At 70.2% G+C, this 26756-nt stretch carries 23 protein-coding genes and 1 tRNA gene; 8 read left to right on the top strand and 16 right to left on the bottom strand.

Annotated features, from left to right (window positions below):
- Positions 1-4 precede the first annotated feature (4 nt).
- Complete coding sequence (locus AMIS_RS00215; RefSeq protein ID WP_014440161.1) at positions 5-790, bottom strand: FhaA domain-containing protein; 786 nt, start codon at positions 788-790, stop codon at positions 5-7.
- A gap of 233 nt (positions 791-1023) precedes the next feature.
- Here AMIS_RS00215 and AMIS_RS00210 point away from each other — a divergent pair.
- The 3 genes from AMIS_RS00210 (at position 1024) to AMIS_RS00200 (ending at position 2959) form a co-directional block, all read left to right on the top strand.
- Positions 1024-1106, top strand: a tRNA-Leu gene (locus AMIS_RS00210).
- Positions 1107-1334: 228 nt separating this feature from the next.
- Positions 1335-2153, top strand: coding sequence for a WecB/TagA/CpsF family glycosyltransferase (locus AMIS_RS00205; protein ID WP_014440160.1), 819 nt, complete (start codon positions 1335-1337; stop codon positions 2151-2153).
- A gap of 191 nt (positions 2154-2344) precedes the next feature.
- The gene (locus AMIS_RS00200) at positions 2345-2959 is read left to right on the top strand and encodes a hypothetical protein (RefSeq protein ID WP_231859193.1); all 615 of its coding nucleotides are present in this window, start codon (positions 2345-2347) and stop codon (positions 2957-2959) included.
- A 69-nt stretch (positions 2960-3028) separates the two neighbouring features.
- Here the strand turns inward: AMIS_RS00200 and AMIS_RS00195 are convergent, their stop codons facing one another.
- Entirely contained in the window at positions 3029-3472 is a 444-nt protein-coding gene (locus tag AMIS_RS00195; protein WP_014440158.1) for a hypothetical protein, read from the bottom strand.
- A gap of 148 nt (positions 3473-3620) precedes the next feature.
- Positions 3621-3845 carry a DUF397 domain-containing protein gene (locus tag AMIS_RS00190; protein ID WP_014440157.1) on the bottom strand — a complete coding sequence of 75 codons (225 nt, stop codon included), beginning with the start codon at positions 3843-3845 and terminating at the stop codon, positions 3621-3623.
- A 504-nt stretch (positions 3846-4349) separates the two neighbouring features.
- Between AMIS_RS00190 and AMIS_RS00185 the strand changes: the two genes are divergently transcribed.
- On the top strand, positions 4350-4652 hold the full coding sequence (locus AMIS_RS00185) for a hypothetical protein (protein WP_014440156.1): 303 nt from the start codon (positions 4350-4352) through the stop codon (positions 4650-4652).
- Between the two features lie 9 nt (positions 4653-4661).
- Here the strand turns inward: AMIS_RS00185 and AMIS_RS00180 are convergent, their stop codons facing one another.
- Positions 4662-5498 (bottom strand): PASTA domain-containing protein, encoded by an 837-nt coding sequence (locus AMIS_RS00180; RefSeq protein WP_014440155.1) that lies wholly within the window; start codon positions 5496-5498, stop codon positions 4662-4664.
- A 142-nt stretch (positions 5499-5640) separates the two neighbouring features.
- Between AMIS_RS00180 and AMIS_RS00175 the strand changes: the two genes are divergently transcribed.
- The gene (locus AMIS_RS00175; protein WP_014440154.1) at positions 5641-7119 is read left to right on the top strand and encodes a hypothetical protein; all 1479 of its coding nucleotides are present in this window, start codon (positions 5641-5643) and stop codon (positions 7117-7119) included.
- 5 nt (positions 7120-7124) lie between these two features.
- On the opposite strand, the gene AMIS_RS00170 is transcribed toward AMIS_RS00175, so the two are convergent.
- The gene (locus AMIS_RS00170) at positions 7125-8594 is read right to left on the bottom strand and encodes a glutamate-cysteine ligase family protein (protein ID WP_014440153.1); all 1470 of its coding nucleotides are present in this window, start codon (positions 8592-8594) and stop codon (positions 7125-7127) included.
- A 178-nt stretch (positions 8595-8772) separates the two neighbouring features.
- Complete coding sequence (locus AMIS_RS00165; protein ID WP_014440152.1) at positions 8773-9342, bottom strand: YceI family protein; 570 nt, start codon at positions 9340-9342, stop codon at positions 8773-8775.
- A gap of 115 nt (positions 9343-9457) precedes the next feature.
- Here AMIS_RS00165 and AMIS_RS00160 point away from each other — a divergent pair, with 115 nt between their 5' ends.
- The gene (locus tag AMIS_RS00160; protein ID WP_014440151.1) at positions 9458-9937 is read left to right on the top strand and encodes a MarR family winged helix-turn-helix transcriptional regulator; all 480 of its coding nucleotides are present in this window, start codon (positions 9458-9460) and stop codon (positions 9935-9937) included.
- 3 nt (positions 9938-9940) lie between these two features.
- Here AMIS_RS00160 and AMIS_RS00155 read toward each other — a convergent pair whose 3' ends face one another.
- From AMIS_RS00155 to AMIS_RS00145, 3 genes are all read right to left on the bottom strand, one after another.
- Entirely contained in the window at positions 9941-11098 is a 1158-nt protein-coding gene (locus AMIS_RS00155) for an acyl-CoA dehydrogenase family protein (RefSeq protein ID WP_014440150.1), read from the bottom strand.
- An 18-nt stretch (positions 11099-11116) separates the two neighbouring features.
- Positions 11117-12640: an acyl-CoA carboxylase subunit beta gene (locus tag AMIS_RS00150; protein ID WP_014440149.1), complete on the bottom strand. Its 1524-nt coding sequence runs from the start codon at positions 12638-12640 to the stop codon at positions 11117-11119.
- 194 nt (positions 12641-12834) lie between these two features.
- On the bottom strand, positions 12835-14019 hold the full coding sequence (locus AMIS_RS00145; protein ID WP_014440148.1) for a hypothetical protein: 1185 nt from the start codon (positions 14017-14019) through the stop codon (positions 12835-12837).
- 385 nt (positions 14020-14404) lie between these two features.
- On the opposite strand from AMIS_RS00145, the gene AMIS_RS42190 reads away from it, so the two are divergent.
- Positions 14405-14545, top strand: a complete 141-nt coding sequence (locus AMIS_RS42190) for a hypothetical protein (RefSeq protein WP_157434694.1) — start codon at positions 14405-14407, stop codon at positions 14543-14545.
- Between the two features lie 896 nt (positions 14546-15441).
- On the opposite strand, the gene AMIS_RS00135 is transcribed toward AMIS_RS42190, so the two are convergent.
- From AMIS_RS00135 to AMIS_RS00105, 7 genes are all read right to left on the bottom strand, one after another.
- Complete coding sequence (locus AMIS_RS00135; RefSeq protein WP_014440146.1) at positions 15442-16320, bottom strand: hydroxymethylglutaryl-CoA lyase; 879 nt, start codon at positions 16318-16320, stop codon at positions 15442-15444.
- Positions 16321-16323: 3 nt separating this feature from the next.
- The gene (locus AMIS_RS00130; protein WP_014440145.1) at positions 16324-17652 is read right to left on the bottom strand and encodes an acetyl-CoA carboxylase biotin carboxylase subunit; all 1329 of its coding nucleotides are present in this window, start codon (positions 17650-17652) and stop codon (positions 16324-16326) included.
- 185 nt (positions 17653-17837) lie between these two features.
- Complete coding sequence (locus AMIS_RS00125) at positions 17838-18443, bottom strand: TetR/AcrR family transcriptional regulator (protein ID WP_014440144.1); 606 nt, start codon at positions 18441-18443, stop codon at positions 17838-17840.
- Between the two features lie 32 nt (positions 18444-18475).
- Positions 18476-21280, bottom strand: coding sequence for a hypothetical protein (locus AMIS_RS00120; protein ID WP_014440143.1), 2805 nt, complete (start codon positions 21278-21280; stop codon positions 18476-18478).
- A 3-nt stretch (positions 21281-21283) separates the two neighbouring features.
- On the bottom strand, positions 21284-23017 hold the full coding sequence (locus AMIS_RS00115; protein WP_014440142.1) for an HSP90 family protein: 1734 nt from the start codon (positions 23015-23017) through the stop codon (positions 21284-21286).
- A gap of 99 nt (positions 23018-23116) precedes the next feature.
- Positions 23117-24016 carry a sulfurtransferase gene (locus AMIS_RS00110; RefSeq protein ID WP_014440141.1) on the bottom strand — a complete coding sequence of 300 codons (900 nt, stop codon included), beginning with the start codon at positions 24014-24016 and terminating at the stop codon, positions 23117-23119.
- A gap of 65 nt (positions 24017-24081) precedes the next feature.
- On the bottom strand, positions 24082-24852 hold the full coding sequence (locus tag AMIS_RS00105; protein ID WP_014440140.1) for an SGNH/GDSL hydrolase family protein: 771 nt from the start codon (positions 24850-24852) through the stop codon (positions 24082-24084).
- A 135-nt stretch (positions 24853-24987) separates the two neighbouring features.
- On the opposite strand from AMIS_RS00105, the gene AMIS_RS00100 reads away from it, so the two are divergent.
- Entirely contained in the window at positions 24988-26718 is a 1731-nt protein-coding gene (locus tag AMIS_RS00100) for a proline--tRNA ligase (protein WP_014440139.1), read from the top strand.
- Positions 26719-26756 lie beyond the last annotated feature (38 nt).

Below are 26756 nucleotides of genomic sequence, written 5' to 3'. Positions count from 1 at the left end.
GTGACTAGCCGTCCACTCGGAAGGTGAGCGTGGTCGTCCCGAGCTGGATCATGTCGCCCGGGTTCAGCGCGACGGCGGAGACACGCTGGCCGTTCACCATCGTGCCGTTCGTCGAACCGAGGTCGGTGAGCACGACCTGGTTGCCGTCGTAGTCGAGGCGGGCGTGCCGCCGCGAGATGCCGACGTCCGGCAGGCGCAGGTTCGCCTGGTCGCCACGACCGATCACGGTCGAGCCCATCTGCAGCGGGTAGGTGCGGCCGTCACCGGACACCAGGCCGACGCTGCGCGGGCCGCCGTGGCCGCCGTGCGGCGGGTAGCCACCCTGCTGGTCGTAGGGCGAGTACTGCGGGCCGGCGTCGTACGCGGGCTGCTGCACCGGCGCGACCTCGCCGCCGGTGTACACCTCCGCGGTGACACGGAACATGCCCGTGTCCAGTCCGTCGCCCCGCTCGATCTCCACGATCACGTCGCCGTACACCGTCCAGGCCTGCTCACCGATGAACTCGGCCTGGGACTGCGCCAGCTCCTGCGCCAGAGCCGCGGCGTACGGCGCCAGCCGGCTGTGGTCATAGGGCGACAGATCGATCACATAGCGGTTGGGCACGAGGGTGCGGCCACCGGCGAGAATGGCCTTGTGTGCCTCGGCCTCCCGCTGCATGGCATTCAGGATCTCCACAGGGTGCACGACACCCTTGAACACCTTCGCGAAGGCCCCCTCGACCAGGCCTTCCAATCGCTTCTCAAAGCGCTGCAGCACGCTCACCGGCTCCTCCTCGGGTTCCGAGGACATGATGGTATCCGGCGGCCGCTTGCGCATCCGTAGCCCAACAGCAGCCGGCACTTCTGACCCTCGTATGACGCCCCTCGACGTCGTGCTAATGTTTCCTGCGTCGCGGGGCGATATCAACTCGCTTGGTGACGTGCGACAGCGTAGTCTGTCGCAGCCAGTAACAAAGAAGCAGGCCCAACCCGCCGGCTTCAGGCCAACGAGGTCATGTATATGATCTTGGCGGCAAGTCACATGGGGATGTGGCGGAATGGCAGACGCGCACGGTTCAGGTCCGTGTGTCCGAAAGGACGTGGGGGTTCAACTCCCCCCATCCCCACGAGTTGCAGGGGCCGTGTGTTGGCGGAAAGCGCCAACCGCGGCCCCTCGTTATTTACCCGGGGGGGCCGAGCCCCCCCGAACCCCCCACGGTGCGTTTCTGTTGCGCTTGGTGGGTGGCTGGGCATCATTTCTCCCCTGTACGGGTTGTGACCCTTAAGGGTGATCTGGGGGTGGGCGTTATGCTCGCCGCCACTGTTGGGGTCTTAGGTCTGTCTGGGGTGGGGTCGTGAGTGTCACCGGGACTGTTCGGGGCAAGCGCAATGTGCTGGGCGTGCTTGTTGATGTGACGGACTATGCGACTGCCACTGAGCAGATTGTGGCGGCGGCTCGGGAGCACCGGGGGTTCGCGGTCACCGCTCTGGCCGTGCACGGGGTGATGACCGGGGTCGAGGATCCGGCGCACAACGCCCGGCTGAACTCGTTCGATCTCGTCACGCCGGACGGGCAGCCGGTCCGGTGGGCACTGAACACGCTGCACGGCGCTGGGCTCACCGATCGGGTGTACGGACCCACGCTCACCCTCAAGGTGGTCGAGCGGGCCGCGGCCGAGGGCCTTCCGATTTATCTGTACGGGTCGACGCAGCCCACGCTGGACCGGCTCGTCCCCGCCCTGATGGCGATGTTCCCGGCCCTGAAGATCGTCGGCGTCGAGGCCTCCAAGTTCCGCACGGCGCAGCCGGGTGAAGAGGAGCAGATCGCCGAGCGGATCAAGGCGTCCGGCGCGCGGATCACCCTGGTCGGGCTCGGCTGCCCGCGGCAGGAGATCTTCACGTACGCGATGCGGCCGCTGCTCGACATGCCGCTGCTCGCCGTCGGCGCCGCCTTCGACTACCACGCCGGCCTGCTGAAGAACCCGCCCGCGTGGATGCAGAAGTACGCCCTCGAGTGGCTGTGGCGCCTCGGCCTCGAGCCCAAGCGGCTGTGGAAGCGCTACATCATCCTGAACCCGAAATACCTGAGCCGGCTCGCCGCGCAGAAGCTCGGCCTCTGGAAGGCCACGCCGCCCGCGCCGGCCACCGAGCCGGTCCACGGGTTCGCTGTCTGATCATCACGGTCCGGCACCCGACACTGGGACGCCGATCACCCAGAGATTGATCACATAGGTCCACATTGCCCACCGGGCTGCGAACCACGTGTGTCCGGCCCGGTGCGCAGCGTAGCGACGCGTCCCCTACGGGTGCGTGTTCCGGGCATATCCCGGTTTCGGCAGGCCGCGAATCGGTGAACGCTGTCGATGTGGACACCGTTGTGGACATCATCCTGATCGGCACCCTCGCCGCCGTCTGGCTCGCCGCCGGACTGCTGGTCGACGGGCTGCCCACCGCCGGCACGGCAAGCGAACTGCGCCGCCGTGCCGTGCTGCTCACCGCCCTGGTCGGCATCGGCGCCACGGCGTTCGTCGCGGTTCCCGTGATCACCGGACTGGTGCCGGGCATCTCCTCGGCGCCGACCGCCGCGCTGCTTCCGGCCGTACCCGCTCTGATCGTTCTGACCGCCACCCTGCGCCGCCTCGGCTGGGTCAGGCGCGGAGCCGGCGCTTTCGCGACCGCGCCGCTGGCGCCGGTTCCTCCGGCCCTGCGCGCCGCCGCGGCACATCCGCTGGTCGCGGCGCCGCTGCAGATCACCGGCGTGGCTGCCCTGGTCGGCGTTCCGATCGCCGCGCGACTCGTCGAGGTGCCTGCGGGGGGCGCCTCGGCCGTTGCCGGCGTGGCCATCACCCTCGTTGCGGTCGCCGTCGTGGCGATCGGGATCCGGGCCGGGCTCCGGCACAGCCGCTTCGCGCCGCTGGTGATGGCGCCGCTGAACCGTCGCGTGCCGAGCCGGGACCAGGTGCCGGCAATCGCTCGCTGAGGTCCACCGGCTGGCTGTCAGCGCCGTCCGCCTCGGAACGAGGCGAGCTCATCGAGCCAGCCGGTCTCCTCAATGCCGCTTCGCCTCCTGCTGGTAGAGCAGCTCCAGGATGGACCGGGCCGCTTCGAACCAGCGGTCCAGCCAGTCGGAGGGCGGCAGCGAACCACGGGTCGGCAGCTCGTGGAGCAGCCCGCGCAGCAGAGGGTGGTCGGCCATCGACTGGCTGGGCGAGTCCGCCCAGGTGGTGTTCGCGGAGAAGACCGGCTCGGTCAGACCCTGCAGGTCGAGCGAGGGAAGTTTGGCCGCGCGATCCAGGGCGCTGGTCGGCTCGATGCTGTGCGAGCGGCCGGGCGAGCGGGTCGGCAGGCCCGAGCTGGTACGGGACAACAGTTCCCCGTCGGCGTCGGCGGTCAGCGCGTCCCGCCGATTCTGCCGGTACGCGCTCACACCGCCGCTGAACCGGTCCTGCGCTGTCGACGAACCGTTGATGAGGTTCTCGGAGCCAATTGTCATCTCTCTGCCTTGCCTCGTTCGGTGAAACCGCCGGTGAGCGCGGTCCGGTCCGCGCTTACGGCAATCAACGAGGAGACACCCGCCGGGCGACGGGAAAATCGGGCAAATGACTACGGCCGGCTCGATCGAGCCGGCCGTGGCGCAACGGTCAGAGATCGAACTCGCCGTCCTTGGCGCCACCGACGAACGCGTCCCATTCCGCAGTGGTGAAGATCAGTGTGGCGGCCGCCGGATTCTTGGAGTCGCGCACCGCGATCGCCTCACCGACGAACGCCACCTCGACGCAGTTGTCACCGTCCGGACCGCTTCGGGTGCTGGTGAACCACTCGGCGCGGCTCAGGTCGACCCGCAGTCCTTTTGTCTCGAATTCCACAGTGTCTCCTCCGCGCGCCCAGAGATCGATTGGATCGTCCTGAATCAGTAACGACCGCTTTCCGGTACGGACGCGGACTCCGAGGGCGATTACCGATCCGTCATTCCATCGGGAGGGACGAATGGTGCAAATGCCGTCGCGCGCTGTGGATCACCAGTCGGGCCCGATGATCACGGAGGATCACGGAAGGCTGACATGCAACTTGCATCGACAGAACGGGTGGTGCAATCTTTCCGTATGGCTTGCATCACTTAACGTTCTTGAGTGAAGCATCCAAGTCTGGCATTACACATCAAAACGACGTCCGAAACGGGGCGCCGAGCCACCGGCAGTCCTACATGGACTGCCTTCCCTGATGTGGGTGGCGCGATCGGCGATGGTGACGTTCCGCAACATTCTTCGATGGTTGGCACAGTCGAAGGGTTGCAAAGGTGCATCAACGGGGCACACTGGTGCATCTGTCACAAGAATCCACCACACACGAGTCTCAGGGCAGGAGATGACGTGGTTCTTCCTCGGTCCGGTGATGTCATCCACGTGACAAAGGCGGCGAGCGTCCAATTCGCATCACCGATGCTGTTCCGGGTCATCCGGGTGCACGACTGGCCGACGTACGAGGGCTGGGTTTGGCTCGATGGCTACGAGCTCAACTCGGCCGGTGACGCGGTCGAACGCCGCTCCATCTTCGTGCAGGTCGCCGGTCTGCGGCCGGTCGGGAAGGCGCCCGATCCACGGGCACGCAACGCCCGTCAGCCCGCCGCCCGCCCGGGCGTGACGCCGGCCCGGACGCTGCGCACCAACCGCTGACCTGCCGGTCTAGTCCCCGCCGATCTCCCCGGCCTCCCCGGCCGGCGTGGTGGTCGCGGTGGTGGCCGGGCTGGTCGCGGGAGCGGCCGCGACGACCAGGGTGATTCGCGTGTCGGAGGGCACGAGGCTGCCCTCCGGCGGATCACTGTTGATCACCGTGCCCGGCTCCGCCTCGCTCTCCCGCTGGATGACCCGGAAAGTCAGCCCGGTGCGCTGCAGCGCGGCCTGCGCGTCGGCCAGCGGCATGCCCCGCAGCGCCGGCACCGTGACCTCGGCATTCGCCGGGTCGGTGGTCGGCTCGGTGGTGGCCAGTGTCGGTGAGGTCGTCGCGACGGTCGTGGTGGGGGCGGACGTGGCCGCGGTCTTCCGGGTCGTCGTCGTCGACACCGTGGCCGGGGTCGTCGCCGGCGTCTCGGTCTCCCCGCCGGAGCTGCGCACGATCATTGCGATGCCGAAGCCGAGGAGCCCGAGCAGCACCAGCGCGGCGCTACCCACCGCGATCGGCGCCCACCAGCGGCCCTGCGGCTCGCGGGCAGCGGGGTCCGCCCAGTCGCTCTCGTAGAACTCGGGGCCCGGCCGGGGTGCCCGCACCTCGGCGCGGCCGGTCCAGATCGCGTGGTCCCGGTCATCCGATCGGGGGCCATCGGACGGCTGAATTCGCGTGGCGTCGGCGGCCGCCATCGGGCGCGTCTCATCCAGTGGGCGGGCCTCGTCCAGTGGGCGGGACTCGTCCGCCGATGCGTCGCCCGTAGGGTGCACGGCGTCCATCGGGCGGGTCTCGTCCGGCGGGCTCACGGACTCCATCGGGCGGGTCTCGTCCCGCTCCGGGGGGCGCTCGTCGGCCATCGCCGGTTTCCCTTCGGTCCGCACGTCCGTGCTCGTCGCAGCGTCAAGGTATCGAATCTTGGGTCTACACGCAGTTTTCCGGCTGAATGCAACCTTGCCAGGCGTTTCGCAGACATCGGTGAGTGCCAGTACAGTGCGCGGCATGGCCGAGAAGGGCTGGACATCACAGGCCGCCACGGCGGCCGGAATCGCGGCCGGCGCGGGTGCCGCGCAACTGGGCCTCGGCTACGGCCTGGGCGTGCTCGTGTGGCCGGTCACCGCCACCGAATCGGACAGTGTCTGGCTGGGCAGCCTCGGCTGGGCCACCTGGATCACCGCGAGCGCGACGGTCCTCGGCGCGGTCGTCGCCGGCCGCCTCCGCCCGGACCGGCCCGGCCGCTGGCGGGCCCTCTGGCGTTTCGCCCTCGCCACGTCCTCCGCGGCGGGCGCCCTCGTCGCGGTCGCGCTGGTCGCGCTCCCGGCCCGGTCAGCGGTGCGGGCCGACGCCCTGTCCCCGCAGCTCATGGCCGGTGGATACGCCCTGGCCGGCCTCCTCGCGGGTCTGATCGTGGCGTTCTGGGCCGTCTCGTCCGTCCCGGTCGCCGCCAACCTGATCGGCACCGCGCTGTGGCTGTGGACGCTGGCCGTCGCCGGCGTGATCACCGAGCTGGTGACCGGCCGTGACATCGCCACCTACCTGACCAGCTGGCAGTTCGTCGAATCGGTGAGCCCGATCCGGTACGGCGGCATCTACTGGCCCAGCGCCCTGCTCACCCTGACCGCCGCCTTCGTGATCGGCATGATCGCCGCGTGGCCCGCCGCCCGCCGCGGCGAGACCGGACTGGGCACCGCGGTCTCGGGCGCGGTCGGCCCGCTGCTCGTCGCGTTCTCGTTCCTGGTCCTGGCCGCTGCGCTGACCACGGCCACCGGCCCGCTGCAGTCGGCGTACCTGATCGCGCCCTACGCCGTTCTGGCCGGCCTGGCGGGTTCCGCGCTGACCGCGGCGATCGGGCAGTCCCGCCAGTCCCGGCGAGCCCGCCCCGACCTGTACCCGGTGACCGCCCCGCCCACCGAGGCGGACAGCGACGAGGAACCGCAGCATCCCGCCATCACCGCAGGTGACGGACCGATCCCCGGAACGGACGCGCCTGTCGAGCCTGGGCCCCGGCCCGCACCGGCTCCCCGGCAGTCATCGCACGCATCGCGGGCGGCGCCCAAGCCGGTGAACGCGCCACCGTCAGCACCGACCCCGATCGGGCCGCCGCCGTCGGCGCCCGCGGGTTCGCCGACCAGTCCGGTGGTCGCAACGCCGTCACCGCAGCCGACTCCCGCCAAGGCCACCGATCCGGCGAAGGCGACGGGCCGCGCGAAGCCCGCACCGACCGGGGCCTCGGCCACAAAGGACACGGCCGGCGCGCGCGACGAGCCGGCCGGGCCGGGCGCCTCCGCCGCGTACGCCGATCCGGAGATCGCTGCGGCTGCCCGGCCGAGCCGGAACCCGGCGAAGCGGACCACCGGCCGCAAGGGCGACACCGGCAAGCCCGAGGGCGGCACCCCGCGCTCCACGATCACCCCGCCTCCGGCGAACCCCACGGTCGCCCGTATCAATCCCTCCCCGGAGGACACGTCCCGCGAGAAGTGACCGCGTCACCGCCAGGTGTGCACCGGCTCGTTCAGCCGCTGCAGCTCGACGTAGCGCTGGGTCATCTCGCGCACCGCGGCCTCCCGGCTCAGGCCCCGCCGTTCACCGGCGCACACCGCCTCCACCTGCCACGTCGCCCCGTTACGGCGGCTGCGGCACCGATTCTCGATCACACCCAGCAGACGATCCCGCGTCGCGGGGTCCACCGCGAAGCGGTCCAGGCCGGCATGCGCGAGCTCCAGCAACTCGTCCAGCACCAGCTCGACGACCGGAACCTCGCCGCGCCCCGGCCAGCGGATCACCGCCTCGATGCCGTCCCGGGCGCCGGCCTGGAAGTTCGCCGCCGCGTCGGCGAACGCCAGCCGCTCCCAGACCGGCGATTCCGCCTCGGCCAGCTCGCGGACCAGCCCGAAATAGAGCGCCGCGTTGGCGAGCAGGTCGACGACGGTCGGGCCGGACGGCAGCACACGGTTCTCCACGCGCAGATGCGGCCGCCCGTCCGCCACGTCGTAGACCGGCCGGTTCCAGCGGTAGACGGTTCCGTTGTGCAGGCGCAGCTCGTACAGGCCGGGGACCGCACCGGCGTCCAGGACACGGGCCGGGTCCTCGGGGTGGATCTCCGGAAGCAGCGGCGGGAAGAACTGGACGTTCTCCTCGTACAGGTCGAGGACCGATTCGATCCAGCGTTCGCCGAACCACACGCGAGGGCGCACCCCCTGGGCCTTGAACTCGTCGGGGCGGGCATCGGTCGCCTGTTCGAAGAAGGCGATCCTGGTCTCCGCCCAGAGTCTCCGCCCGTACAGATAGGGAGAATTTGCTCCTAATGCGACCTGGACCGCGGCAATCGCCTGGCTGGCGTTCCATGATCGCGCGAAGGCCTCCGGCGTGACCTGGAGGTGGAACTGGACGCTCGTGCAGGCGGATTCGGGGGCGATCGATTCGCTCGTGGCGCTCAGCCGTTCGGCGCCCTCGATGTCGATCCGGAAATCATCGCCGCGGGAGGCGACGATTTCGCTGTTCAGGGCCGTGAAACGCTCGCCGACGGAGAGGTTCTCCGGCACCAGGTGGGACTGTGTGAGGGTGGGCAGCATGCCGATCAGGGCAAGGCGGCTCTCGTTCTTGCGCGCGCACTCCGCGGCGGCACGCAAACCATTCAAGATATCGCTCTCGTACGCGTCGAGCCCACCTCCCGCGATCGACCGGGGTGGCACGTTCAGCTCGATGTTGAACTTGCCGAGCTCCGGCTGGAATCGCGAGTCGCCCAATTCCGCCAGTATCTGGAAGTTCCGCATACTGGGCCCGGCATCCCCGTCGACCAGGTTGATCTCGATCTCCAGGCCGGTCATCGGCGCCGAGTCGTCGAACGCGGCCGTGTCGAGCATCCGGCCCAGCGCGTCCAGACAACCGCGCAGCTTGCGACGGAACGCGACCCGATCCTGCGCGGTGAAGACGGCGTTCACCACATCCTTGCCCATGTGCCCTCCCGGGGATGGCCGGCGGACGAAACGGACGTCGATCACCGCTCTGTGAACGAACACTCGCGTTCGGTACACATTGCCACCCTCGACCGGCGACCGCCACACGACGACAACGCGCCGCCCGGATGCCGGACGGCGCGTTGGTGAAGCGGCGCGAGAGGCGCGAGAGGCCGGATCAGGCCTGCAGGATCGCTTCGCCCTCGATCTCGATCTTGATCTTCTTGCCGATCATCACGCCACCGGTCTCCAGGGCCATGTTGTAGGTCAGGCCCCAGTCCTCCCGGTCGATCTCGGTGTGCGCGCTGAAGCCGAAGAGGTGCTGCCCGTACGGGCTGGTGGTGGCGCCCTCGAACTCGACGACCAGCTCGACGGGGCGGGTGACGCCCTTGATGGTGAGCTCACCGTCGAGGACGAACTCGGCGCCCGCGTGGGACTTGATGCCGGTGCTGCGGAACTCCATCGTCGGGTACTTCTCGGCCTCGAAGAAGTCACCGGTACGCAGGTGGTTGTCCCGGTCGACCTGGCCGGTCTCGACGCTCGCGGTCTTGATCGACGCGGTGACCGAGGAGTCGAGCGGGTTCTCGCCGATGGTGATGGTGGCGCTGGCCTCGGCGAACTGACCGCGGACCTTGCTCACCATCAGGTGTTTGACCACGAAGCCGACACGCTTGTGAGCGGCGTCCAGCTCATAGGTGCCGGCGGCCGGGATCTGCAGACCCTCGAACTCACGAGTGCTGACGGTCATGACTGTTCCTTCTTTCGAAACCTGAACGGGATGCCTGTGCGGCGTTGCTTGTCTGACGGAGCAACTATATGCGCTGCAATATTCCCCCTGTCAAGTGCCTGCTACTGTTGATCGTGTGAACACCGACCTGAACGACCCGCGCCTCACCGCGATCGGCCTGCTCGCCGAGGCGTACACGGGTTTGATGAACCGACTGGCCACCCAGTTCGACGAGCACCGCCTGTCCCCGGTCGAGTTCGAGGTTCTGATGCGCCTCGCCCGCTCGCCCGGCAACCAGCTGCGGATGACCGACCTGGCAGGTCAGACGACGCTTTCCACGAGCGGCGTGACGCGGGTCGTGGACCGGATGGAGCGCGGCGGCCTGGTCCGGCGCGAGGCGTGCGCGACGGACCGGCGCAGCTCGTACGCGGTGATCACCGAGGCCGGCCTGGAGCGGCTCGACGCGGTTCTGCCGGGGCACCTCGAGCTCGTCCAGCAGTGGTATGTCGGCTTGCTCACACCGGAGCAGCTCGACCAGACGCTTGGCTCACTGCGCACGATCCGCGATGCGGTGAACCCGTGCGCAGTGGCCGGCAGCGAGGAGGCGGCGGCCTGACGCTCAGAGGCCGAGGCCTCGGGCGATCAGCATCCGCTGCACCTCGGAGGTGCCCTCGCCGATCTCAAGAATCTTGGCGTCCCGGTAGAAGCGGCCGACCGGGGACTCGTTCATGAAGCCGTAGCCGCCGTGGACCTGGGTGGCGTACCGGCTGTTCTCCATGGCGGCGTTGCTGGCGTTCAGCTTGGCGATCGCCGCGTACCGCTTGAAGTCCTCGCCGGCCAGCATCCGGGAGGCCGCGTCGTAGTAGCCGAGCCGCGCCGTGTGGGCCCGCAGATCCATGTCCGCGATCAGGAAGGACACGGCCTGGTTGTCGCCGATCGGCCGGCCGAAGGCGGTGCGCTGCTTCGCGTACGACACCGACTCGTCCACGCACCCCTGAGCCAGCCCGACCGCGAGAGCGGCGATGGCGATCCGGCCCTCGTCGAGGATGCGCAGGAACTGGGCCAGGCCGCGGCCGCGCTCGCCGAGCAGGTTCGCCGCCGGCACCCGGACGTCGTCGAAGGACAGTTCGTGGGTGTCCGACGCGCACCAGCCGACCTTGGAGTACTGCGGCGCCACGGTGAACCCCGGGGTGCCGGCCGGCACGATGATCGTGGAGAGCTCCTTCGAGCCGTCGGGGTTCGTCCCGGTCACCGCCATCACGGTGACCAGGCAGGTGATGTCGGTGCCGGAGTTCGTGATGAACGCCTTCGTCCCGTTGATCACCCACTCGCCGGTCGTCTCGTCGAGGACCGCACGCGTCGTGGTCCCGGCCGCGTCCGAACCCGTGCCCGGCTCGGTCAGCCCGAAGGCCGCGAGCGCCTCACCGCTGGTCAGGCGGGGCAGCCACTGCCGCTTCTGCTCGTCCGTCCCGTACCGGTAGATCGGCATGGCGCCGAGCGAGACCCCCGCCTCGAGCGTGACCGCGACCGAACTGTCCACTCTGGCCAGCTCCTCCAGCGCGATGCAGAGCGCGAAGTAGTCGCCGCCCATCCCGCCGAACTTCTCGTCGAACGGCAGACCGAAAAGGCCCATCTTGCCCATCTGCCGGATGATCTCGTACGGGAACTTCTCGTTCTCGTAGTGCTCGGCGATCACCGGGGCGATCTGTTCCCGGGCGAACTCGCGCACGCTGGTCCGCAGTTCCTCGTACTCGTCGCCGAGACGGAAGTCGACCATGACTGCCTCTCTCAAGATCTAAACAGGAGTGACGCCGTGCCGGCGCCGGGAGAACGAGCGGTCCTTGCCTCGCGCGGCGGCGAACCGCCGGACCAGCTCGGCCCGCAGATCGGCCGGCTCGACGACGGTGTCCACGACGAGTTCGCTGGCCAGACGCATGATGTCGATGTCGCGCTCGTACTCGGCGCGGCGCTCCGCCACGAACGCGGCCCGCTCGTCCGGGTCCTCGATCGCGGCGATCTTGTTGGCGTAGACCGCGTTCACCGCGGCCTCGGCGCCCATCACCGCGATCTTCGCGGTGGGCAGCGCGATGGTGGCGTCCGGGTCGAAGCCCGGCCCGGCCATCGCGTAGAGGCCGGCGCCGTACGCCTTGCGGACCACCACGCAGATCTTCGGGACCGTGGCCTCGGAGATCGCCGTGATCATCTTGGCGCCGTGCCGGATGATGCCCTGTTTCTCGACGGCCGTGCCGACCATGAAACCGGGCACGTCGGTGAGGAAGAGCAGCGGCACGTTGAACGCGTCGCAGAGCTGCACGAACCGGGTGGCCTTGTCCGCCGAGTCGACGAAGAGCACGCCGCCCTTGAACATCGAGTTGTTGCCGACCACGCCGACCACCTCGCCGTTCAGGCGGGCGAAGCCGATGGTCAGCTCACGGGCCCAGAGGGCCTGGATCTCGAAGAACGAATCCTTGTCGACCAGCCCCTTGACGTACCTCCGCATGTCGAAGGCCTGGCGCTCGCTGGCCGGAACCAGACCGCCGAGATCGACCCCGGAGGAATCGGTGGCGGAAGCCGCCGGAGGCTGCTGCGTCCAGTTCGACGGAAGGTACGACAGGTAGGTCCGCACCACGTCGAGCGCCTCGCGCTCGGTCTTGCAGAGGAAGTGACCCACCCCGGACTCGGTGCAGTGCACCCGCGCGCCGCCCATGGCCTCGAGAGTCGTCTTCTCCCCGGTGACCATCTCGACCATCCGGTCGGATCCGAGGTACATGCTCGCGTTGCCCTCGACCATGGCGACCACGTCGCAGAAGGCCGGAATGTAGGCCCCGCCGGCCGCGGACGGTCCGAACAGCGCGCAGACCTGCGGGATCGCGCCGGAGGCCCGGACCTGGCTGTGGAAGATCTTGCCGGCGCCGCGGCGGCCGGGGAAGAGGTCGACCTGGTCGGTGATCCGGGCGCCGGCCGAGTCGACCAGGTAGATCATCGGGACGCTGTCGCGGTACGCCCGCTCGATGATGCGGACGATCTTCTCCACGGTCCGGGCGCCCCAGGAACCGGCTTTCACCGTGGAGTCGTTGGCCATGACGCAGACGTCCCGGCCGTCGATCCGCGCGAATCCGGTGATCACACCGTCGGCGGGCAGGCCGTCCGCGAGACTGTTGGCGTAGAGACCGTCCTCGACGAACGTGCCCTCGTCGACCAGCAGGCTGATCCGCTCACGGGCAAAGAGCTTGCCCTTGGCGGCATTGGCGGCGTGGTATTTCTCGGCGCCGCCGGCCAGCACCCGCTTGCGAGCAGCCGCGAGCGCGTCGCCGTCCATCGTTCCTCCGCATCCCGATCGCCAGACCCTTAACGATCGTTAGAGAACTTAACGAACGTTAGGCTAGCCGATCGAGCAGTCGGCGGCAACGACGAACGGGAGCCCCATACGGAGCTCCCGTTCGCTGTGGTGCTGCCGGCGCAGTGGAGGACGCACCGGCGGGACCGATCACGCCCGGGACGGCGCGACCCGGGTCAGCGCAGGCTGTTGATCAGCCCGAGGCCGCCGCCGAGGCCGGCGCTGCGGATGCCGCCGACGTCGGTGAGGCGGCTCAGGGTGCTCTCCCGGCCGCCGTTGTTGCCGGTGTACTGGTCCGGCAGCTCGCCGCCGTACCCGTTGTCGTCGTTCATCGCGTTGCCCGGCTGGTCCACGGCGTCCGGCGCCTCGTCGCCGTAACCGGCGTTGTCGACCGCGTCGGGCGCCTCGTCGCCGTAACCGGCGTTGTCCGGCAGCTCGCCCGCGTCGTCGTAGCCCTGGTCGCCACGCACGTCACCGGTGTCGTCCGGCAGCTCGTCGCCGAGGTCGTCCGGGGACTGGTCGCCGAAGTCGTCCGGCGTCTGGTCGCCGAAGTCGTCCGGGGTCTGGTCAACGGGGACGTTCTGGCCGCCCGGGACGGTGTTCTGCTGGCCGGCGACCGCCGAGACGTTCTTGACCGGAGCGCAGCTGGCGCTGTTGTAGGTGGTCCCGAAGAACGCGAGCGAGGCGCCGCAGAAGTTCACCGGGATGGTCACCTGGCCGCCGTTCGGGAACCCGATGCTGTCCGGGCCGGCCGGCACGTCACCGTGGTGGCCGATCAGGTCCTGCGGGACGTGGCCGCCGGGAACCCAGGAGTCCCCGGTGTGGCTCGGCATGCTCCGGCCGTGGATCAGGCTGGTGAGGTCACCCACGCCGTGCTGGCCGCCGAAGCTGTGCCCCGGGTCGTAGCTGCGGTGCGTGGTGATCGGCTGGTGCACGACCAGCGTCCGGTGCGTGGTCTGGCTCTGTCCCAGGTGGTGGCCCAGGCCGTCGAGGCCGGTGAAGCCCCGGTGCGCGCCCTGGCCGGTGAAGCCCTGGTGCAGGTTGCTGCCGGTGAAACCCTGGTGCAGGTTGCTGCCGGTGAAACCCTGGTGCAGGTTGCCGCCGGTGAAACCCTGGTGCGAGCTCTGGCCGAAGTGCTTACCCAGGCTCGGGAGCATCTGATGCGTGCTCGGGAGACCGTGCAACGGGTTCAGCCCGTGGTGCCCGCTCGTCTGCTGGGCCAGGTGCCCGAAACCGCCGGCCGGCTGGTGGCCGAACGAGCTGCCACCGGTCGCCTGGGCGGCCGCGGCCGGGCCGAACAGCAGGGCACCGGCGGCGAGCACGCCGATGCTGAGCGTCTTACGAACCCACGTCTTCTTCATCTGGAAAGAAATGCCTTTCACGAATAATCAGCGATAAAAGATCGATGTGCGATGCGGTGCCGTGAGTCGCGCGGGAAAGGGCTGATTCGCCGCCTGTGCGCAAGCGGTTCCGGAATCGTGGGCCCGCCGGGCGACCGGCGGATGAGCGCACTAGTCAGGGAAGACGTCAGGTGCCACGGCGTCGTTTCGCCGGGCTACGACATCGGTCGCGAACGGGAATCGGTGGTTGTCCACCGCGCCGTTTCCGACCCGAGGCGGAAGCACGGCCACCGGGCCGACTTCCGGGGAGGATCCCGACCCGTTGGCCGGGATGCCACTGACAGTCCCGAGGTTCATCCGTGCGGGCTCGGGCCCGTTCTGAACGGGTGCGTCCTCGCGATCCGTCTTGGGCGAGGCCGGCCGTGCGGCCGGGACCCGGCGGTGGACGGAGGACCGGGACTGGGCCTTCGCGTACCGCGCCGGCGTGTGGCCGGCCGTGTCGCGCGAGGCCTTGGTGCTGGTGCTCGCCGAGGTGGGCGCCGCCTGAGCGCCGCCGGCAGCCGATGGCCCGGCGACCGATGAGACAGCGACCGGTGAGCCAACGACCGGTGACATAGCGACCGGTGACATAGCGACCGGTGACACAGCGGCCGGCTCGGTGGCATCCGACAGCGGGAGTTCCGCGTCGGGCTGCCTGGTCTCCGGCGCGGTGACGGGATCCGCGGCGTGCGCCGCCGGTCGGTGCCGCTTCCGGTCGTCCGCCGATCCTCCGCTGGTCCGCGAGGGGGCAGGCTTCCGGTGCGGTTCCGCACCGTACGGGTACGCGTCGATCGCGATTCCGTCGTAGATGACCTCGGCTGGCAGTTCCACCGGCCCGGACAGCACCCGTTCCGCTGTCGCGAGAATCGACGTCACGACACGCCGGTGGCATTGCGATGTGTACCTGAACTCCAGCGGCTGGACGGCCGCCTCCAGGAGTTCGCGAACCGTGGATTCGCCGCCGGACACCGGCGCGACACGGTGCGACGCGGACCCGTCCGGCGAGCCGGCAGGCCCGCCGCCGTGGTCCGCGGCGTGTGCGGCGGTGCCGGTGAGCAGCCAGGCCGCCCCGGCCAGTCCGCCGACGACGAGTGCACGCACGGCCCACCGAGAACCGGTGTTCTGTGCGCGGCGCTCCGCACGCCGCTCCGCCCCCTGGTTCGGGGACGGCATGAGCGGGGAGCCGCCGCCGGGGATCGACAGGGACCGGCATGCCGTGCGCGGTCCGCGCCCAGCCTTCCCGTCCACCATGATCTACCCCTCGCCGTCGACACCAACCGGTGGCCGATTCGCCCTATTCACACGGAACAGGGCGAAATTGCCACTCGGTATTGGTAACGACGCGAGCGAACGAGAAGTCACGCACACAAATCGGAAAAATGGTCCAGGGAAAGGACCCGGGAATCACACCACCCGGGTACGGGGTCCGGCCCGCAGAACGCCCGACGGAAGAGGCCTCCCGACAATCTTCTCGGCCAGCTCAGCCGCCTTGATCAACTGCTCCAGGTCGATTCCGGTATCGATCCCCATGTCGTGCAGCATGTGCACCACCTCCTCGGTGGCGACGTTGCCCGAGGCGCCCGGCGCGTAGGGGCAGCCGCCGAGGCCACCCGCGCTCGCGTCGAACTCGGTCACCCCCAGTTCCAGGGCGGTCAGGATGTTCGCGAGACCCGTACCCCTGGTGTTGTGGAAGTGCAGCAGGTCAGGCCGTACCTCGGAGAGAAGGTCACGGACCCGGCGGGGGGTCGCCATGCCCGTCGTGTCGCCGAAGGCGATGCGGTCCGCGCCGTCGGCGCGGACGCGAGCCACGATGCCCGCCACCCGCGCCGGATCGATGTCGCCCTCGAACGGGCAGCCGAAGCTCGTCGCGACGATCACCTCGAGGGTCGCGCCCGCTTCGTGGACCAGCGGAATCAGTCCGGTGATGTCGTCCAGCGACTCCTCGGTGGACCGGTTGAGGTTGCGGCGGTTGTGCGTGTCGCTCGCCGACACCACCACCTCGATCTCCCGGAACCCGGCGGCGATCGCCCGCTGCGCACCACGCGTGTTCGGGATCAGCGCCGAGTAACGGACGTCCGGGTTCCGCTCGATCCGGGACCACACCTCGTCCGCGTCGGCCATCTGCGGGATGGCCTTGGGGTGCACGAACGAGACCGCCTCGATCCGGCGCACGCCGGTCCGGCCCAACGCGTCGATCAGCGCGACCTTGGCGTCGGCCGGGACCGGGTCCTCGTTCTGCAGGCCGTCCCGGGGAGCGACTTCACGAATACTGACGAAAGTCATGACTCACCTCATCCGCGCGACGATGCCGGTGTCGTAGTCGCCGGAGAGGAACTCCTGGTTCTCCAGCAACTCGGCGAAGAACGGCAGGTTGTTCTTCGGGCCGGCGATCTGGAAGCCGGCCACCGCGCCCCGGGCCTTCGCCAGCGCGTCGTCCCGGTCCGCGCCGAAAACGATCAGTTTCGCCATCAACGAGTCGTAGAACGGGGTGACAGTGGTTCCCTCGGCGTACCCGGAGTCGACCCGCACCCCTTCGCCCGCAGGCTCCACCCAGGTCGCGACCTTGCCCGGACCGGGGAGGAACCGTTTCGGGTCCTCCGCGTTGATCCGCAGCTCGATCGCGTGACCCTTCTGTCCTTCCTGGAGCGTGGGCTCAAGTCCCGAAGCGATCCGCAACTGCTGCTCAACCAGGTCGATCCCGTGGATCAACTCGGTGATCGGGTGCTCCACCTGCAGCCTGGTGTTCATCTCCAGGAAGAAGAAATCACCGGTGGCCGGGTCGAACAGACACTCCACAGTGCCCGCGTTGCGGTAGCCGACCGCCTCGCCCGCCTTCACCGCCGCCGCCAGCAGTCGTTCCCGCAGCTCCGGAGAGACGGCCGGGGACGGCGCCTCCTCGACGAGCTTCTGGTTGCGGCGCTGCACCGAGCACTCCCGCTCGGAGAGCGCCACCACCCGGCCGTCGGCCAGACCGAGGATCTGCACCTCGACGTGCCGCACCCGGGGGAAGTAGCGCTCGATCAGCACCGATCCGTCGCCGAACATCCGCTCCGCGAAAGCGCGCACCTTCTCGAACTCTTTGCGCAGCTCAGCCTCGTCGGTCGCGACCGACATGCCCATGCCGCCGCCGCCCGCCGCGGCCTTCACCATCACCGGGAAGCCGATCGTGGCCGCCGCCCCGAGCGCGGCGTCGGCGGTCTCCGCCGGGTCCGGCGACCCGGGCGCGACCGGCACGCCGGCCGCGGCCATCAGATTCCGAGCATTGATCTTGTCGCCCATCGCGCTGATCGCCTCGGCGCCGGGTCCGACCCACACCAGGCCGTTGGCTTCGACGGTACGGGCGAAGTCGGCGTTCTCGCTCAGGAAGCCGTAGCCCGGGTGGATCGCCCGGGCGCCCGTCGACTTGGCGGCTGCCATGATCGCGTCGGCATTGCGGTAACTCTGTGCCGGATTGGCCGGGCCGATGGCGACCGCCTCGTCGGCCTCCCGCACGAACGGCAGATCAGCGTCGGCCTCCGAGTAGACCGCGATCGTCCGGATTCCCAGCCGGTTGGCGGTCCGGATGATCCGGCGGGCGATCTCCCCCCGGTTCGCGACGAGCAACGACTCGATCATTCCGCTCCTTTGCGGTCCGGCCCTTGTGGGGCGCTTCCCGGCCCCGCCCGTGGTGGAGCGACGCCGGCAGTGACGAGTGTTCAAGTTGCTGTTCGGGCACCCGCCGGCCGCGCGTCAGCTGCGCTCGGCGCGTCCGGATCGCTGCGAGGTGCTCGGCGCGTCCGGATCGCGGCGAGGTGCTCGGGTCAGTGGCCGGCGAGGGCGTGGATGGTGGCCTCGCGCAGCAGGTCGGCACGGCGCCGGCGGTCCACCTCGCCGCCGAGGAACGGCGTGGAGTTCATCAGGCCGAACGCCGCGTGCGCCAGCACCCGCGCCTCAGGTGCGGCCAGCTCGGGCCGCACCCGGGAGAGCACCGCCACCCACTCCTCGACGTAGAGGCGCTGCAGGCGGCGGATCTGCCGGCGCGGCTCGTCCGGCAGCCGGTCCAGCTCGTGCAGATGGAGCGCGATCACCGCGGGGTTCTCGAGCGCGAAGTCCACGTGGAAGTCGATCAGGTCGGCGAGCGCGGCTTCCGCGTCCTCCGAGTGCCGGGCGACCCGCTCCCGGCCGCCCTCCAGCAGGCCCTCGCTGACCGGGATCAGCGCGGCCACCAGCATCGCCTCTTTGCCGGCGAAGTGGTGGTAGAGGGCTGGGCCGGTGACGCCGGCGGCGGAGCCGATGTCATCCATCGACACGCCGTGATAGCCGCGGGAGGCGAACAGGCCCACCGCGATCTCCAGGATCTCGTCGCGGCGAGACCGCCGCCGTGGCGCCGGAGGGGTGGTCCGGTGCCGTTGTTCTACCGTCGTCACCTCGCCACTGTAACCCGGAGTCAAGCCCTTACTTAACGGTCGTTCAGCCCCTTTTTCGCGTCGCGGGCCTCCGTGCGGAGCTCCTCGGCCAGGCTCCGCGCCGGCGCATCCGGTGCCAGGCCTGCCATCAACGTGTCCAGCATCTCCTCCGCCTCCTCCGGTGAGCCCGATCGGAGAAGCGCCTCGGCGAGCATGCAGGTCACCCGATCGGCGTCCTGGATCGCCCCGATCTCGCGAAGAAGCTCCGGCGCGCCGCGCAGGTGCGGCACCGCCTCCGCGAACCGGTCCCGGCGCATCAGCAGGTTGCCGGTCTCGAACGCGAAGATCGCCCGCTCCCACTTCACCTCGGGCTCGGCGGCCGGCTCGGCGGGCAGTTCCGCGTATCGCCGGGCGACCAGGCCGATCAGCTCCTCGGCGGCCGGCACCTCGTCGGCGTAGTTCAGCGCCATCAGCCGCCGGCGCAGCAACCGCAGCTCACCGGCGAGGTCGCCGGACTCGCGCAGCGCCTCGGCGGCCGCCTGGAAGGTCAGCGCGGCCTCGCTGTCCCGGTCCATGTCGTAGAGCAGCTGACCGGCCCGCTCGGCGATCTGCCCACGGCCTGCCGGGTTGTCCGCGAGCCGCTCGATCAAGTCGCGGTAACCGGCGAGCGCCCGGTTCCGGTCGCCGAACGCCTCGTAGAGGCCGGCCAGCAGGAACCGGCAGTCGTCGGCCCGCTGCTCCGCCTCGAACCGCTCGTAACCGAGCAGCGCCTCCTCCGCCACCTCGATCGCCTCGGCCGTGCGCCCGGTCATCCGGTACGCCTGGGCGAGCTCGTGCCGGGCGAACGCCCCGGACTCGGCCATCCCCTGCTCGGTGCTGAGCGCCACCGCCTCGACCAGATCGCCGATCGCCTCGCCGGCCCGGTCCAGCAGCAGCAGCGCACGACCCCGCTGCATCCGGACGGGGAACGCCAGGCCGGGCAGATCCGCGGCCACCACCTCGTCGAACGCCGCAAGCGCCTCGGCCGGGTCCTCGGCGAGCTGGCCGAAGACCATGGCAGCGTTGGCGCTCAACCCGGCCGGCCCGTGCTCGCGGTAGAAGTCCCACGCGGCCCGGGCCGCCTCGGCCGCCTCCGCGTGCCGGTGCGTCATCGCGCGGGTCCGGGCCCGCATCAACGCGTGGTAGGCCACCCGGCGCGGTTCCCCCGACGCGGCCGCGCACTCGTCGGCACGGTCGCCCGCGGCCGTGGCCTCGTCGAGCCTCTCCAGGTGGACGAGCACACCGGACAGGCGCAGCCAGGCGCTCGCCCGTTCCGCCGCGTCACCGTGCTTCTCCTGATGGTCGACGGCGGCCTGAATCGCCTCGACCACGCCGTCCAGCTCGCCGGCCTTGGCCCGCTCCGCGGCGATCCGGGCGCGCATCGAGATCGCCTCGCCGGTCTCGCCGGCCTCGGTGAAGAGGCCGGCCGCTCTCTCCCAGACGGCGATCGTCTCGGCGTGGGCCTCATCCGGAAGGCGGTATCCCCGCAGTGCCCAGAGCCGGGCCGCGAGCAGCGGCTCCTCCGGCACGGCGAACCGCTCGCCGATCGCGTCCACCACCTCGCCGAGCGCGGTCTCGCGGTCGTCCTCCTGGTAGCGCTCGGCCAGGTCGAGCAGCTCGGCCAGGGACGCCTCGGCCGGGATCTCGGCGGGCGGCTCCACGGCCGTCACGACCGGCACGGGCGGCGCGGCGATCGGGCCCGCCGCGGCGGTGGGCCGGGCCGTCGCGGAGAGCTGGACCACCGTCTCGTACGGCTCGGCGTCCAGCTCGCGCCGGATCAGCTCGCTCTGATGGGTGGTGCCGTTGCGGGCGTCGAAACGGGACGCGGTCTCGACCGCGAAGGCCGACAGCTCCCCGGCCAGCTCGGCAGCCGTGACCTCCGGCCTGCCGGTACGCCGGATCACCGCGTCACCGTGCCCCCGCTCGGTGATCCGTCGCAGGAGCAGTGACGACGACGCCGCGAACCACATCGCCGACGACGGCGACGGCGCACGGTCGAGCCAGTCGATGTGGCGCTGCAGGATCTCCAGGCCGCGGTGCTCGTTGCCGCTGCGCGCGCAGAACGCGATGTGGTCGCCGATGCCGCCGAGGTCGGCCAGGTTGTTCCGCTCGATCAGGTACGACCGGCGGTGCGCGTCCGCCGCCTCGGCCGGGTGCCCGGACCGCAGGTAGGCCACCATCAGCTCGCTGAGGATGCTCTGCGGCTGCTCGTTGCAGGACAGGTCGCCGGCGAGCACCGGCTCGGCCAGCTCCACGGCCTCGGTGAACCGGCCCTGACCGATCAGGTGGTTGGCGAGCGAGCTCGGGTCACAACCGGCGCAGTCGGAGAGCTCGTCGCGGGGAGCGGCCTGCCACCTGTCGAACCAGGCCTGCGCCTCCTCGGTCTGCCCGACGTGCTCGGCGACCAGGTAACGGTGCTTGTAGACGGCCTGCATGCCACGGCCGTGCTCCCGGTAACGCCGCTCCATGTCGTCGAGGACCGCGTGTGTCCGGGCGAGCGGGATCTCCGGGAACTTCGTGAGCATGCTGACCATGTTCTTGAAGAGCCAGAGCAGGTTGTGCGTCCAGCGCTCGTGGTACGGCGCGGGCTTGCGGTCGAAGTCGGCCACGCACCAGGAGAAGGTGGGGAAGGATTTCACCGGCTCGCCACCGTAGATGTACGCCGTCGTGGCGAGCAGGCGCGAGTAGAACGCGAGCGCCGGGTCGCCCGCCGTGTCGACGTGCCGCAGGACCTGCTCGACCAGCGCGATCTGGGCCGCGCCGTAAGGCAGCTCGTGCGCCTGGTGCAGCAGGTCCCAGAGCTCTTCGGCGGTCTTCATCTCTCAGGCCTCCCCGGGCACGGCACGGTCCAGCAGACCGAGAAGCGACGTGGTGAGCAGGGCCGCGTCGTTCGGCCGGATCGGGTGGTGGCCGAGCATCAGCGCCTGGCCGTAGAGCGACTCGACGGCCAGGCCGGCCAGCTCGTCGTCACCGAGCGCGGCGATCCGCCGGACGAGCGGGTTGCGGTGGTTGAGGACGAGCTGGGGACGGTCGGTCGGGACGGTCTGCGACAGCGCGTCCAGCACGCCGCCCCACAGGTCGTCGGCCTGCGACCGGCTGGCCGTGAAGTCCTCGTGGAACGCGGCCGCCCGGCTGACCAGGTAGAGCGAGGGGAGCGTCACCGGGTCGAACGCGCGGACCACGACCTCGCACCCGAGCCGGTCGAGCCGGCGCTGCACGGCCGCCAGGAACGGGCGCAGCCGCAACTCCACCTCCGCCTCCACCGGCAGGAACCGGGTGGACAGGTCGGACGGGTCCAGCCGCTCGGCACGGACCTCCGCGTCAAGTGCCGCGAGCCGCTCGATCAGGTCGGCGTCGTAGACGTAACCGCCGTTGATCAGCGCCAGGTCCTGGGCGGCGGCGACCGCGGCGAGCTGGCGGAACTCGTCGTCGGTCGCGGCGTAGCGCAGCACGCCGTGCCGGGCGCGGAACTCGGCCAGCGTGATCTCACCCATGTTGGTCTGCATCGGGTACCACTGCTCGACCAGGCGCAGCATCTCGTCGTCGTGCAGGGCCAGCGCCTTCACCCCGAGGTGGTGGATGCGCAGGAACTCGCCGAGGCGGCGCGGGTCGGTCGCGGCGAGCCGGGCCAGCCAGCCGCGCAGCTGGTCGGCGATGGCGTCGCGGGTCTCGGCGAGCTGGCCGTCGTCGTAGAGCGCCTCGCGGCTCGCGGTCGGCCGCAGCTCGCTGCTGTCCACCACGCAGCGGGCGAAGAACGCCCACTCCGGGAGCAGGCCCTCCACGTTCTCCGAGAGGAGCATGCGTTTCAGGTAGACCCGGTGGCCGCCACGGCTCGCCGGGTTGACCGGGGTGGGCAGCACGAACGCGGCGCCGCTCAGCCCGGCGGCCGGAACGTTCAGGTCGATCACGTCGAAGGGGCGGAACCCGAGCGTGGCCTCGGCGTAGAGCCGGCGCTCGGCCTGCGGACGATCCCAGGGCAGGACGTCGCCTGTCACGGTCTGGCCGTCGACGGTCACGGTGACCGGCAGCAGGGAGCCGTAGAGGCCGGCGAGGGTGGTCACCGTCGTACCCATGAGGAAGTGCTCGGAGCCGCGGCGCGGCAGCAGGGTGACCGTGGTGCCCGGCTCGCGCTCCGGGCCGGGACCCACCTCGTAGCGCCCGTCGGAATGACCCGTCCAGAGCACGGGCGGGGCGTCGCCCCGGCGGGTGTGCACCCGGATCTCGTCGGCCACCATGAAGCAGGAGAGCAGGCCGATGCCGAACTGGCCGAGGAACTGGTGCCGGGCGAAGCCCAGCTCGTCGCGCTTGGAGCTGCGCCCGATGGTGGCCAGCAGCTCGTGCACCTGCGCCTCGGTGAGGCCGATGCCGTTGTCGCTGATCCGCAGGCCGTCGCCGGTGACGATCTCCACGCGGCCGGCGTGATCGGGACCGACCGCGGTGATCGCGTCGACCGCGTTCTGCAGGAGTTCGCGGATGTAGACGCGCGGGCTCGCATAGAGGTGGTGGCTGAGGAGATCGACGATCCCTCGCAGATCGACCTGGAACGTGTTGCTCACGATCGGGGACGCTACCGGGCGGCACCGACAAAATCGGTACCCCCTCCGACCGCCCCACCCACCACCCGGAAACGGACTAAAGGCCGTCCAAGGCCTAACTCAGCTCAATCCACCGGGCTCGGATCCTTTGGCGATCGGCGCGCGGACCAGGTTGCCCCACTCCGTCCAGGAACCGTCGTAGTTGCGGACCTGCGGGTATCCGAGCAGGTGGTGCAGCACGAACCAGGTGTGCGACGACCGCTCGCCGATCCGGCAGTACGCGATGATGTCGTCCGCCGACTCGAGCCCGAGCTCGTCCTGATAGATCTTGACGAGCTCGTCGTGCGGCTTGAAGGAGCCGTCGTCGTTCGCCGCGGACTTCCACGGCTTGCTGACCGCGCCCGGGATGTGCCCGCCGCGCAGCGCGCCCTCCTGCGGGTACGCCGCCATGTGGGTCAGCTCCCCGGTGTACTCCTGCGGCGAACGGACGTCGACCAGCGGCCGGCCCGTCGCGATGTGACCCATCACCTGGTCACGGAACGCCCGGATCTCCGCGTCGTTGCGGACCGGCACCGGGTACTCGGCGCGGGGCCGGGTCGTCTTGTCCCGGGTCAGCGGACGACCCTCGGCCGCCCACTTCTGCCGCCCGCCGTCGAGCAGGCGCACGTCCCGGTGGCCGAAGAGGCTGAAGACCCAGAGCGCGTACGCCGCCCACCAGTTGAAGTTGTCGCCGTAGAACACGATCGTGTCGTCACGGCCGATGCCCTTGGCCTCACACATCGCGGCGAACGCGGCCGGGTCCAGATAGTCCCGGGTGAGCTGGTCGTTCAGCTCAAGATGCCAGTCGACCTTGACCGCGCCCGGGATGTGCCCGGTGTCGTAGAGCAGCACGTCCTCGTCCGACTCGACGACGACCAGGCCGGGCGTGTCCAGGTTGGCGGCGAGCCACTCGGTGGTGACCAATTTGTCGGGGTGCGCGTACGCCTGAAGCGCCTGCGCCGGATCGTTCGAAACGGACATGAGCTTCACGCTAGTCGCCCTCCGACCGCCCCGCCCACCACCCTTGAACAGACTGAAGACCCGTCCTATTCACCGAACGGTGTCAGCACCGGTCGCTTCGCCGTGACGAGATCACCGGAGGAGCGCCCGCGCAGGTGCCGGCTCACCCAGGGAGCGAGGTGCTGCCTGGCCCAGCGCAGGTCGGCGCTGCGCGCCAGCCGCCACGGCGTCGGCTGCGGCGCCGGCGGGATCAGCATCCATTCCTCGTCGACGCCGACGCCGAGCGAGTTCAGGACGTGCCCGGCGACCCGGCGATGACCTGCCTCGGAGAGATGCAGACGATCGTCGCTCCACATGTCCGGGTGCAGGTAGGCGTCGTCGGCGAACAGATCGATCAGGTACGCGCCGTGCCGCTCGGCGATCTCACGGGTGCCGTCGTTGAGGGCCGCCGCCCGCGCCCCGATCATCCGCTGGCCGCCCGGGATGTGCGCCGCCACGTCGGCGAACCGGAAGAGGATCACGTCGGCGCCGGTGGCCCGGATCCGCGCGATCACCGGCTCGATCCGCGCGACGAGCGCCGTCGCATCGGCTTTCGGCCGCAGGATGTCGTTGCCGCCGGCCGCGAAGCCGACCAGGTCGGGTCGCATCTTCAGGGCCGGTTCCAGCTGCTCGGCGAGGACCTGGTCGAGCAGGCGGCCGCGGATCGCGAGGTTCGCGTACTGGAACCCGGGTCCGGTGTCGACCGCCAGGCGGGTGGCGACCAGATCGGCCCACCCGCGGTAGGAACCATCCGGGTACGCGTCCGACATGCCCTCGGTGAAGCTGTCCCCCATTGCCACGAAGCTGCGCCAAGCCATGGCTTCCCCCTAACGGCTGTTCAGCTTTGCTTGATAGGCAAGTTTTTCACCGAACAGGGAACCGCCGTCTACGTGACGATGGCGACACGAGCTAAAGCGAGTGCTCCAAAACACCTGATTCCCTAGGCTCCGGACATGCTGCTTCGAATGTCCACCTTGCTGCTCAAGACCCTTCGTGAGGAGCCGGCGGACGCGGAGGCGCCGAGTCACCGGCTCCTCCTGCGCGCCGGCTACATCCGCCGCGCCGCGCCGGGCGGCTACACCTGGCTGCCGCTGGGCAAGCTGGTCCTCGACCGGGTGACCGCGGTGGTCCGCGAGGAGATGACCGCGGCCGGTGGGCAGGAGGTCTCGTTCCCGGCCCTGCTGCCGCGTGAGCCCTACGACGTGAGCGGGCGCTGGACCGAGTACGGGGACGACATCTTCACGCTGCAGGACCGGCGCGGGGCGGACCACCTGCTCGCCCCGACGCACGAGGAGATGTTCACCCTGCTCGTGCAGGACCTGACCAGCTCGTACCGGGACTTTCCGCTGGTCCTGTTCCAGATCCAGACGAAGTTCCGGGACGAGGCTCGGCCCCGTGGCGGTCTGCTGCGCGGCCGCGAGTTCCTGATGAAGGACGCCTACTCGTTCGACCTCACCGACGCCGGTCTGGCCGAGGCCTATCAGCGGATGCGCGAGGCGTACCAGCGGGTCTTCGAACGTCTCGGTCTGGAGCACACGATCGTCTCGGCGGTCTCCGGCGCGATGGGCGGTTCCGCCTCGGAGGAGTTCCTCGCCACGTCGGAGGTGGGCGAGGACACGTTCGTGGGCTGCGCGGCCTGTTCCTATGCCGCGAATACCGAGGCGGTGACGACGCCGGTGAGTGTCACCGGCACGTCCGATCTCTCGCTGGAGGTCCATGACACTCCGGACACCCCGACGATCGCCTCCCTCGTCGATCACGCCAACGCCCACCGGCTCCGGGGACGGGCGGACTGGACCGCGGCGGACACCCTGAAGAACGTGGTGGTGACCGTCCACCACCCCGGCCGCGAGCCGGAGCTGCTGGCGATCGGCGTGCCCGGTGACCGGGAGGTCGACATGAAGCGGCTCAACGCCGCGCTCGCCCCGGCCACCGCCACCCTCTTCGACGACTTCGCGGCACGGCCCGACCTGGTCAAGGGCTACATCGGCCCGCAGGGCCTGAAGGTCCGCTACCTGGCCGACCCGCGCGTCGCCGACGGCACCGCGTGGCTGACCGGCGCCAACGAGCCCGGCCGGCACGCGACAGGCGTGGTAGCGGGCCGCGATTTCACGCCGGACGGCACGATCGAGGCCGCCGAGGTGCGGGCCGGCGATCCCTGCCCCCGGTGCGCGGACGGCACGCTCACCATCCGGCGCGGCATCGAGATCGGGCACATCTTCCAGCTCGGCCGCCGGTACACCGATGCCTTCAAGCTCGACGTCCTGGCCGCCGACGGCAAGCCGGTCCGCCCGACCATGGGCAGTTACGGCATCGGGCTGTCCCGAGCCGTGGCGGCGATCGCCGAGCAGCACCACGACGGGCGCGGGCTGGTCTGGCCGCGGTCGATGGCTCCGGCCGACGTGCACGTGGTGGCGGCCGGCAAGGACGGGCAGGTCGATGCCGCGCTCACCCTCGGCGCGACGCTGTCCCGGGCGGGCCTGCGGGTGCTCGTCGACGACCGGGCGAACATCTCGGCCGGCGTGAAGTTCACCGACGCCGAGCTGATCGGGATCCCGCAGGCCGTCGTGGTCGGCCGCCGGCTCACCGACGGGTACGGCGAACTTCGCGACCGGCGCACCGGAGAGCGACGGGAATTGCCCCTTGTGGACATCGCGGGTGTAATCACCGCAAGGCTCGGGTAACCGTTTCGTGACCGGGAGCTGGGTGAAGCGGAAGCTTG

Origin of the sequence: Actinoplanes missouriensis 431, assembly GCF_000284295.1 — a bacterium.
GTDB classification, from domain to species: Bacteria; Actinomycetota; Actinomycetes; order Mycobacteriales; family Micromonosporaceae; genus Actinoplanes; species Actinoplanes missouriensis.
This window is presented reverse-complemented; position numbering and strand designations above follow the sequence as displayed.